The 8,126-nt window shown below is 43.3% G+C and carries 8 protein-coding genes; 1 reads left to right on the top strand and 7 read right to left on the bottom strand.

Going from position 1 to position 8,126, the window contains the following annotated elements:
• Positions 1–380 precede the first annotated feature (380 nt).
• The 7 genes from AB4507_RS20510 to dusA all read right to left on the bottom strand — a co-directional run bounded on the left by AB4507_RS20510 (position 381) and on the right by dusA (position 7,521).
• Complete coding sequence (locus AB4507_RS20510; RefSeq protein WP_017059954.1) at positions 381–1,157, bottom strand: phosphoadenylyl-sulfate reductase; 777 nt, start codon at positions 1,155–1,157, stop codon at positions 381–383.
• The gene (cysI, locus tag AB4507_RS20505; RefSeq protein WP_372183224.1) at positions 1,150–2,877 is read right to left on the bottom strand and encodes an assimilatory sulfite reductase (NADPH) hemoprotein subunit; all 1,728 of its coding nucleotides are present in this window, start codon (positions 2,875–2,877) and stop codon (positions 1,150–1,152) included. The genes AB4507_RS20510 and cysI overlap by 8 nt, the downstream gene beginning before the upstream one ends.
• Positions 2,877–4,742, bottom strand: coding sequence for an assimilatory sulfite reductase (NADPH) flavoprotein subunit (locus AB4507_RS20500; RefSeq protein ID WP_017059952.1), 1,866 nt, complete (start codon positions 4,740–4,742; stop codon positions 2,877–2,879). Before AB4507_RS20500 ends, cysI begins: the two co-directional genes overlap by 1 nt.
• A 123-nt stretch (positions 4,743–4,865) precedes the next feature.
• Entirely contained in the window at positions 4,866–5,096 is a 231-nt protein-coding gene (locus AB4507_RS20495) for a hypothetical protein (protein ID WP_004735813.1), read from the bottom strand.
• Positions 5,097–5,287: 191 nt separating this feature from the next.
• Positions 5,288–5,956 carry a TIGR04219 family outer membrane beta-barrel protein gene (locus AB4507_RS20490; RefSeq protein WP_372170809.1) on the bottom strand — a complete coding sequence of 223 codons (669 nt, stop codon included), beginning with the start codon at positions 5,954–5,956 and terminating at the stop codon, positions 5,288–5,290.
• A gap of 135 nt (positions 5,957–6,091) precedes the next feature.
• Entirely contained in the window at positions 6,092–6,313 is a 222-nt protein-coding gene (gene pspG / locus AB4507_RS20485; protein WP_017059950.1) for an envelope stress response protein PspG, read from the bottom strand.
• 206 nt (positions 6,314–6,519) lie between these two features.
• Positions 6,520–7,521 (bottom strand): tRNA dihydrouridine(20/20a) synthase DusA, encoded by a 1,002-nt coding sequence (gene dusA / locus AB4507_RS20480; protein ID WP_016787865.1) that lies wholly within the window; start codon positions 7,519–7,521, stop codon positions 6,520–6,522.
• A 110-nt stretch (positions 7,522–7,631) separates the two neighbouring features.
• Between dusA and AB4507_RS20475 the strand changes: the two genes are divergently transcribed.
• Entirely contained in the window at positions 7,632–8,000 is a 369-nt protein-coding gene (locus AB4507_RS20475) for a tyrosine-type recombinase/integrase (protein WP_372183222.1), read from the top strand.
• Positions 8,001–8,126 lie beyond the last annotated feature (126 nt).

Genomic DNA, 8,126 nt, shown 5'->3' with positions numbered 1-8,126 from the left:
TCACTTCGGAAGAGGCGGCTATTTTAGCGATTTAATTCTCAGTGTCAAACACTTTTGAAAATTAATTTCTACTTTCTAAAAGTAGGAGCGAATTATCGCTTAAAGCTAGTTGCCTTACTAACATTCTGCGCTGAAGCCTTGTGGCGTCTGCCGTGTCAGTGAGGCGGCATTATAGAGATGTTCATCACATTGGCAAGTGTTTATTAAAGAAAGATGCAAAAATAACGATCACATGGCGAATAAACACTCAAGGCCTTATTTGTGCAAGTTTAACTACAGAGTACTTACAAAATAACCACAGACTTATCCACAATTGATCTAATTTTCATCCTAGAAAACAAAAAAGCTGCCTCATGGCAGCTTTTTAAATGGCAACGAGTCTAAATCCCAGAACCATATTGCTCTCCATCATCTTCATGGAGACCACATTCGCGTTTCAACCCATTAAAACGAGTTTCCTCTTCAGTCATACCCGGTTCCCACTTCTTAGTTGTATGTGTATCTCCAACAGAAAGGTAACCCTGCTCTCGAAGCGGGTGATAACCGAGACCATGCTCTTCTAGGTAATAGTGAACATCTTTATTCGTCCAATCGATTACCGGCAAAAATTTAAACACACCATTTTGGATAGATAAGATTGGCAAATTTGCACGCGATTGAGATTGCTCTCTTCTTAAACCGGAAAACCATGTCCCAGCCTCGAGCTCATCCAACGCTCTTCTCATCGGTTCAACTTTATTAAGCTTGTTGTACTTCTCTATCCCTTCTATACCTTGATCCCAAAGTTTTCCATATTGCGCTTCTTGCCAATTAGGGCTCTGTTGGGCGCGAAATACTTGAAGGTTTAGAGTCAACTTCTGACTTAACTCATCAATAAAGCGATAGGTCTCCGGAAATAGATACCCTGTGTCAGTCAAAATAACCGGAATATCTGGTTTTGCTTGGGTCACTAGGTGCAACATCAATGCTGCTTGGATTCCGAAACTAGAAGACACAACATGTGTCCCTTCTAAATTATCTAAAGCCCACTTAACTCTTTCTAATGCGGTTAGCTGCTCTAACTCTGCGTTGATTTGTCCAAGACGAAGTATTTGCTCCGTCTTAGTCAATGCGAGTAGCTCTGCTAACTTCAATTTTGAAGCGACAGAATTATGCATGCAGATCCCTCTTGGAAATGATCACCTCTTCGATGATGCCAGCTCGGATTGTAAAATCACCGAACCCTTCTTTGTCGTTGCGTTCTGTAGCCCAACGTCCCACCAGCGCATCAATCTCTTCTAAGATCTGAGCTGATGTGATGTTCTCTTTATACATCTTAGGGATACGAGTTCCGGCCTTGTTGCCACCTAGGTGCATGTTGTAACGCCCCGGAGCCTTACCCACTAAACCAAGTTCAGCCAACATTGCACGACCACAACCGTTTGGACAACCTGTGATTCGAAGGATGATGTTATCTTCTTCTGGTAATCCATGTTTTTTCAGAATGTCTTCAACATCCGTTACAAACTCAGGAAGAAAACGCTCAGCTTCTGCCATTGCTAAAGGACATGTTGGGAATGCCACACAAGCCATTGAGTTTTTACGCTGCTCGGAAACGGCATCATCCATCAGACCATATTGACGCGCCAGTTTTTCAATCTTGGCCTTTTGACTCGTCGACACACCCGCAACAATTAGGTTTTGGTTTGCAGTCATGCGGAAGTCACCTTTGTGGATCTTCGCTATTTCAGCAACACCTGTTTTCAGAGCTTTACCCGGAAAATCAAGTAAACGACCATTCTCGATGAATAACGCCAAGTGGTGCTTACCATCAATGCCTTCCGCCCAACCAATGCGATCACCACGGCCAGTAAACTCATAAGGACGGCTTTCAGAAAATTCTACGCCTGCACGCTTTTCTACTTCTGCTTTGAATACATCAATACCAACACGGTCTAGTGTGTATTTGGTTTTTGCATTCTTACGGTTTGAACGGTTACCCCAGTCACGCTGAGTCGTTACCACCGCCGCTGCTACATCTAACGTTTTATCTAATGGCACAAAACCAAAGTCGTCAGCTTTACGTGCATAAGTAGAGGTATCACCATGTGTCATAGCAAGACCGCCACCGACTAACACATTAAAGCCCACCAGCTTTCCGTCTTCAGCAATAGCAACAAAGTTAAGATCGTTAGCATGGACGTCCACATCATTTTGCGGAGGAATGACAACCGTCGTCTTGAACTTACGCGGTAGGTAGTTGCTACCAAGGATAGGTTCTTCATCCGTTGTTTCTAGTTTTTCACCATCTAACCAGATTTCTGCATAAGCACGAGTCTTCGGTAATAGATGTTCACTGATCTTTTTCGCCCACTCGTAAGCTTCTTGATGAAGTTCAGATTCAACCGGGTTTGTCGTACATAGAACATTTCGGTTTACATCACCCGCTGTCGCAATTGAATCAATGCCAATGCTATTTAGCGTTTGGTGCATCAACTTAATGTTCGGCTTCAAGACACCGTGGAACTGAAACGTTTGACGAGTTGTTAGACGAATTGAACCGTAAGAGGTACTTTCGTCTGCGAACTTATCAATCGCCAACCACTGCTTAGGGGTAATGATGCCACCAGGCATACGAGCACGAAGCATGACGTTATGTAACGGTTCGAACTTTTGTTTGGTACGTTCGTTACGAATATCACGGTCGTCTTGTTGATACATACCGTGGAAACGAATCAACTGAAAGTTATCAGCAGTAAAGCCACCTGTTATGCGGTCTTGGAGATCTTGTTCAATCGTACCGCGTAGGTTATTACTTTCACGCTTAAGACGCTCATTGTCAGCCAAAGGTCCAAGTACTTGACCTAGCACTTCTTGCTCTATTACTTGCTTGCTCATTAGTACACATCCCTTTGGTAACGTTTCGCTTTACGTAAATCATTAATATATTGTTCAGCTTGCTCGCGGCTCTGGTTGCCATGCTTTTCCGCTATCGAAACTAACGCTTCATGAACATCTTTAGCCATTCGAGTCGCATCGCCACAGACATAGAGGTACGCGCCCTCTTGCAGCCATTGCCACACCTGCTCTGCTTGTTCGATTAAACGGTCCTGAACATAAACCTTTTCTTTTTGATCACGGCTAAAGGCAACATCGAGCTTAGTTAGCGCGCCAGACTTGAGGTACTTTTGCCATTCAACTTGGTATAAGAAATCTTGAGTAAAGGTACGGTCACCAAAGAACAACCAGCTTTTTCCTTCAGCATCATTGTTTTCACGCTCTTGAACAAAACTGCGGAACGGTGCGATACCGGTACCCGGGCCGACCATGATGATTGGTGTATTGTCGTCTTGTGGTAATTTGAAGTTATTGTTGTTCTCAACAAACACCTTCACTTCACCACCCTCTTCAAGACGTTGAGCTAAGAAGCTAGAAGCTCCGCCTAAACGAGACTCTTCGCCTTTTTGGTATTCAACCAAACCAACCGTCAAGTGAACTTCTTCATCTACTTCTGCTTGGCTTGATGCAATAGAATAGAGACGCGGTGTCAGCTTACGTAACAGGCCGATTAACTCATCAGCCGATAGCTTAGTTTTCTTCTCAGCTAAAACATCGACAACTTGAGTATTACCCGCGTATTCACGAAGCTTGTCTTTATCTTCCACCAGCTTGATTAACTTCTTGCTGCCCGATAACTCAGCAAACTTAGTCACAAGTTGAGGGTTTGAAGTGGTAATCTCAAATTTACTCACTAGCGCACTATGGATAGATAGATTCTCACCATCGACATCGACACTTTCGATACCCGATAACCCAACCTTAGAAAGAATCTGATTTGCGAGCTCCGAACTGTTTTCATACCATACGCCTAGCGCATCGCCGGGTTGGTAGGTAATGCCCGACTCATCAAGATCAATCTCGATATGACGAACATCTTTACCCGAGTCACGACCCGTGATCTTTTGACTGGTTAATAGTGTCGCTGTATATGGATTTTGTTTGGTGTATTGCGAATGACCGGCAGCTGCTTGGCCTACTGGCAACTGAACGATATCAGCCTCGGCACCTGTCGATAGCGTTTCTTGAACTTGTGATAACGCTTTAGCGCGCCATTCCGTTGCTGACTCTTCGTAATCAACATCACAATCAAGGCGATCGACAAACGATTTCGCACCAAGCTTAGCGAGGAAGTTATCGAAGTCTTTAGCCGTTTGGCAGAAGAACTCATAGCTTGAGTCACCTAAACCAATCACACCGTATTGTAGGTTTGATAATTTTGGCGCTTTCTTCGATTGAAGGAATTCATGCAACTCAATCGCGTTATCAGGGGCTTCGCCCTCACCATTGGTTGAAGCGACGAAAATGACGTGTGTCTCTTTGGCTAAGTTCTTACCTTTATAATCACTCGCATCGAAAAGCTCGACGGCGATACCTAAGGCTTTTGCTTCTGCCTCGAGCGATTCAGCGACGCCTTTAGCATTACCGGTTTGAGAAGCGAAGATAATGCTGAGCTTACCCGCTGGCTTAGCCGCTACTGCAGCGGCCGCTTGAGCGATTGGGGCAGCAGCACCGACAGGCTGAGCTTGGCTCACTCCCCAAAGGTAACCACTGACCCATGCCAGTTGCTGTGAAGACAGTTCAGAAACAGTTTGCTGAAGATGACCCAATTGTTGGTCATTAAGTGGTGCTGCTAGCCCAGGTAACTCATTAGCCCCAGACTGTGCATTATTATTTTGTGAAGACTCTTTCTTATTTAAAGACATGGTCACGACATCCCTAATCATTGCGTGACGATAGATTAACCACTCCTTTTAATAACAAGAAAGAATAGAAAAGTATGTTTTATAACTTTTTGGAAGTAAAAACCGATTGAAACGCAAATTGACTTACTGGTTTTCAATACGCACTTGCTGAAAGCCAACCGCCATTGCCGATTTAGATGCTAGGTCTAAATCCGCGTAATGGCACTCTTCACCATGAACATCAGTAAGCAGAACAAAGCCACCTCCCATATGGCGAAACTCCACAACCCAAGACCCTTCTTGAATTGAGGGCTCTATGATCGCTTCAACTAACAGATTTTCTCTATATAAATTTCGTAATTCATTGAGTGTCATATTCCATCCCTTGCTTTGACCTCACAACATAGACCTTATAAGAATAGACGCTAATTAGCTCTCTGTATAAAGGATGGTCGAAAGTGATGAATGTGCTAACTAATTCCAGAAGGATATAACCAATAGATATAAAAAACGCCACTTAATAAAGTGGCGTTCTCAAAATTCGTTCTAAATTTGCTTTATATGGCCTAGAAGCGCACTTCAGCGCCAGCAAACCAGCCATCAACCATGACAAACTCTTTGCCAACCTCTGAAGAGAAGAACTCATCCGAATCTAAATCGATAACACGGTAACCACCACGCAGGGCAATTTCAGATTCTGATACTGGAATTCGGTACTGAACACCCGCCATCAAGTCAGTGCTCTTAATACCACTGCTATCACCAAACTCCATCGTACCGATGATATCGAAATTGGTCTCAGGAACGTTGATCTCTGCGTTGCCGTAGAAGCTCCAAGTGAATTCATCAAAGCTTGTTTGAGCGCCACCCGTTTTCGGTTCGATGTAATTCGAGTTTGAATACTGAGTAAACGTCACACCCGCATCGAAGTTCATCAGCTTGTGATCTAACAACGTGTAATAGAAGGTGTAATCGTACTTATCGAAAGCCAATGAATCTGCATCAACAGAAGTATAGCGAAAGCTAGCGTTTGGTAGCATCGGGGCATTATGCTCAAATGCGAAATACAACGAAGGTGAGTTAGAGTCATCATCTTGTCTAACTTCGTTTAGCTTTGTACTTCCCCACCACATATCGGCACCGACTTTAGCCGTGTAAGAAAACTCTTCTTCAGCAGACACTGCCGAGCTTAAAGATAGCATTCCCACTAAAGCAATTAATGGCATTTTATTCATTTGAGATAGCTCCAATTCCATATCGTAGTGCTAATTGTATGCACATTCATAGATTATTGGGGAAAATTCTACCACACATCTTAAATTCTAAAACGATAAACCGCTGACGAGTAAAGATTTGACGGCACGATGACCTTAGTAACGTCTCTGGTTAGAACTGTGTACAAAATTTTTGAAAAACCACACACCGATTGCAATCACGATCAACCAAGGCAGTAACTTAAACACGACGCCCATCATACCTAAGACCAACATGACTAATAACGCCACTCCGGTTGCAGCCAATACCGTCATAAACGTAATACCAGTGACAAGTAGAGTCGCAACGAAAATAAGAACAAAGATTAATTCAAACATAATGGTCTCCCTAATGAGTTAATGACCTATCTTTCCTACTTTCTAACATTGCAGCTTCCATACCAAGTGTGCCAAACCAATAAAACCCTTATTTATCAGATAAATAAAAAGCCACACATCTTCATGCGTGGCTTTTCAGAAACTTACAGTGGTAAATTTAGCCTCTAGTGGCGAATTTAACCTTAAGTTTTTAACTTAGAGGGAGCTTAAACATTTAGCTCTTTAGGGATCTTAGCCAATGCTGTTTGCATCACTTCAATACCTGCACCTTTCTTATGTGCGTTTTCACTGATGTAGCGACGCCATTGTCTTGCACCAGGCATGCTTTGAAACAAACCAAGCATGTGACGAGAGATGTGACCTAAACTTGCGCCATTTGAAAGTTCACGCTCGATGTACGGGTACATCTCTTCGACAACCTGTGAGCGCTTCTTAATTGGTGTGTCTAAACCAAAGATCTGTTGATCAACTTCAGCCAAAATAAATGGGCTATGGTAAGCCTCACGACCAATCATCACACCATCAAGGTGTTGCAAGTGCTCTTTAGTTTGCTCAAGAGTAGTAACGCCACCATTCACGGCAATCACCAGATCAGAGAAATCTTTCTTGATTTGGTATGCACGATCGTAATCTAGCGGTGGGATCTCACGGTTCTCTTTCGGGCTAAGGCCACTCAACCACGCTTTACGCGCGTGAATAGTAAATTGCTCACAGCCACCTTTTTCAGAAACCGTCGAAACAAACTTAGTTAGAAACTCATAAGAGTCTTGGTCATCGATACCGATACGCGTTTTCACGGTAATTGGAATATCAGTGACTTCTTTCATCGCTGAAACACAATCTGCCACCAACTCGGGCTCAGCCATCAAGCATGCACCAAATCGACCATTCTGAACTCGGTCTGAAGGGCAACCGACGTTAAGATTCACTTCATCATAACCGCGTTCACCAGCAAGCTTGGCACAAGCAGCAAGATCAACCGGGTTTGAACCACCGAGTTGAAGTGCAAGAGGATGTTCTTGCTCGTTATATTCTAGGAAGTCGCCCTTACCATGTAAGATCGCGCCCGTTGTTACCATTTCCGTGTACAGAAGAGTCTGCTGAGAAAGCAAACGGTGAAAGTAACGACAGTGGCGGTCAGTCCAATCGAGCATGGGTGCAACGGATAAGCGGTTAGCCGCGTATTTACTAGTATTGTCAGGTTTCATAAGGTGTTACTCGAAATCTATATACTGCATATATATACAGCAATTTGCTAGAGTTGCCCCAAACTCACCCTTTCAGTACGCATATAGTACGTATCGATGGAGTAGGACGAATGGCATCATTTAGCATTAAAAAAAGAACACTAAAAAGCGGTGAATCACGCTTCACAGTGGACATTGTAGTCAAAAAGAATTCGGCGATTATACACAGGGAATCGAAAACATTCAGGAACAAAGACGAACTTATTTTCCCGTATAACTCACGAAGTGTCAGCGCAGGCTTTCAACGAGTTAGGAATGAATTAGGTATAGAGGATTTGAGGTACCACGATTTACGAAGAGAGGGGGCAAGTCGGCTGTTTGAAAAAGGGTACTCGATTGAGGAAGTGGCACAGGTCAATGGACATAGAAACTTGAACATTTTGTGGCAGGTTTATACGCAACTTTTTCCGCATAAATCACACACAAAACCCCTAAAGTAAGGTCAATTTCACTTTGTTATCTTACGGTAAAATAACGTACAAATTAGTTGACTTTTTATCCTATGCAGACGAGAATCCATTTTGTACGGAGAGTGACCGTACAAAATTTTATTCATAAAATAGTTA

This window comes from Vibrio sp. 10N.222.54.A3, from assembly GCF_041474095.1.
Taxonomy (GTDB): Bacteria; Pseudomonadota; Gammaproteobacteria; order Enterobacterales; family Vibrionaceae; genus Vibrio; species Vibrio crassostreae_C.
This window is presented reverse-complemented; position numbering and strand designations above follow the sequence as displayed.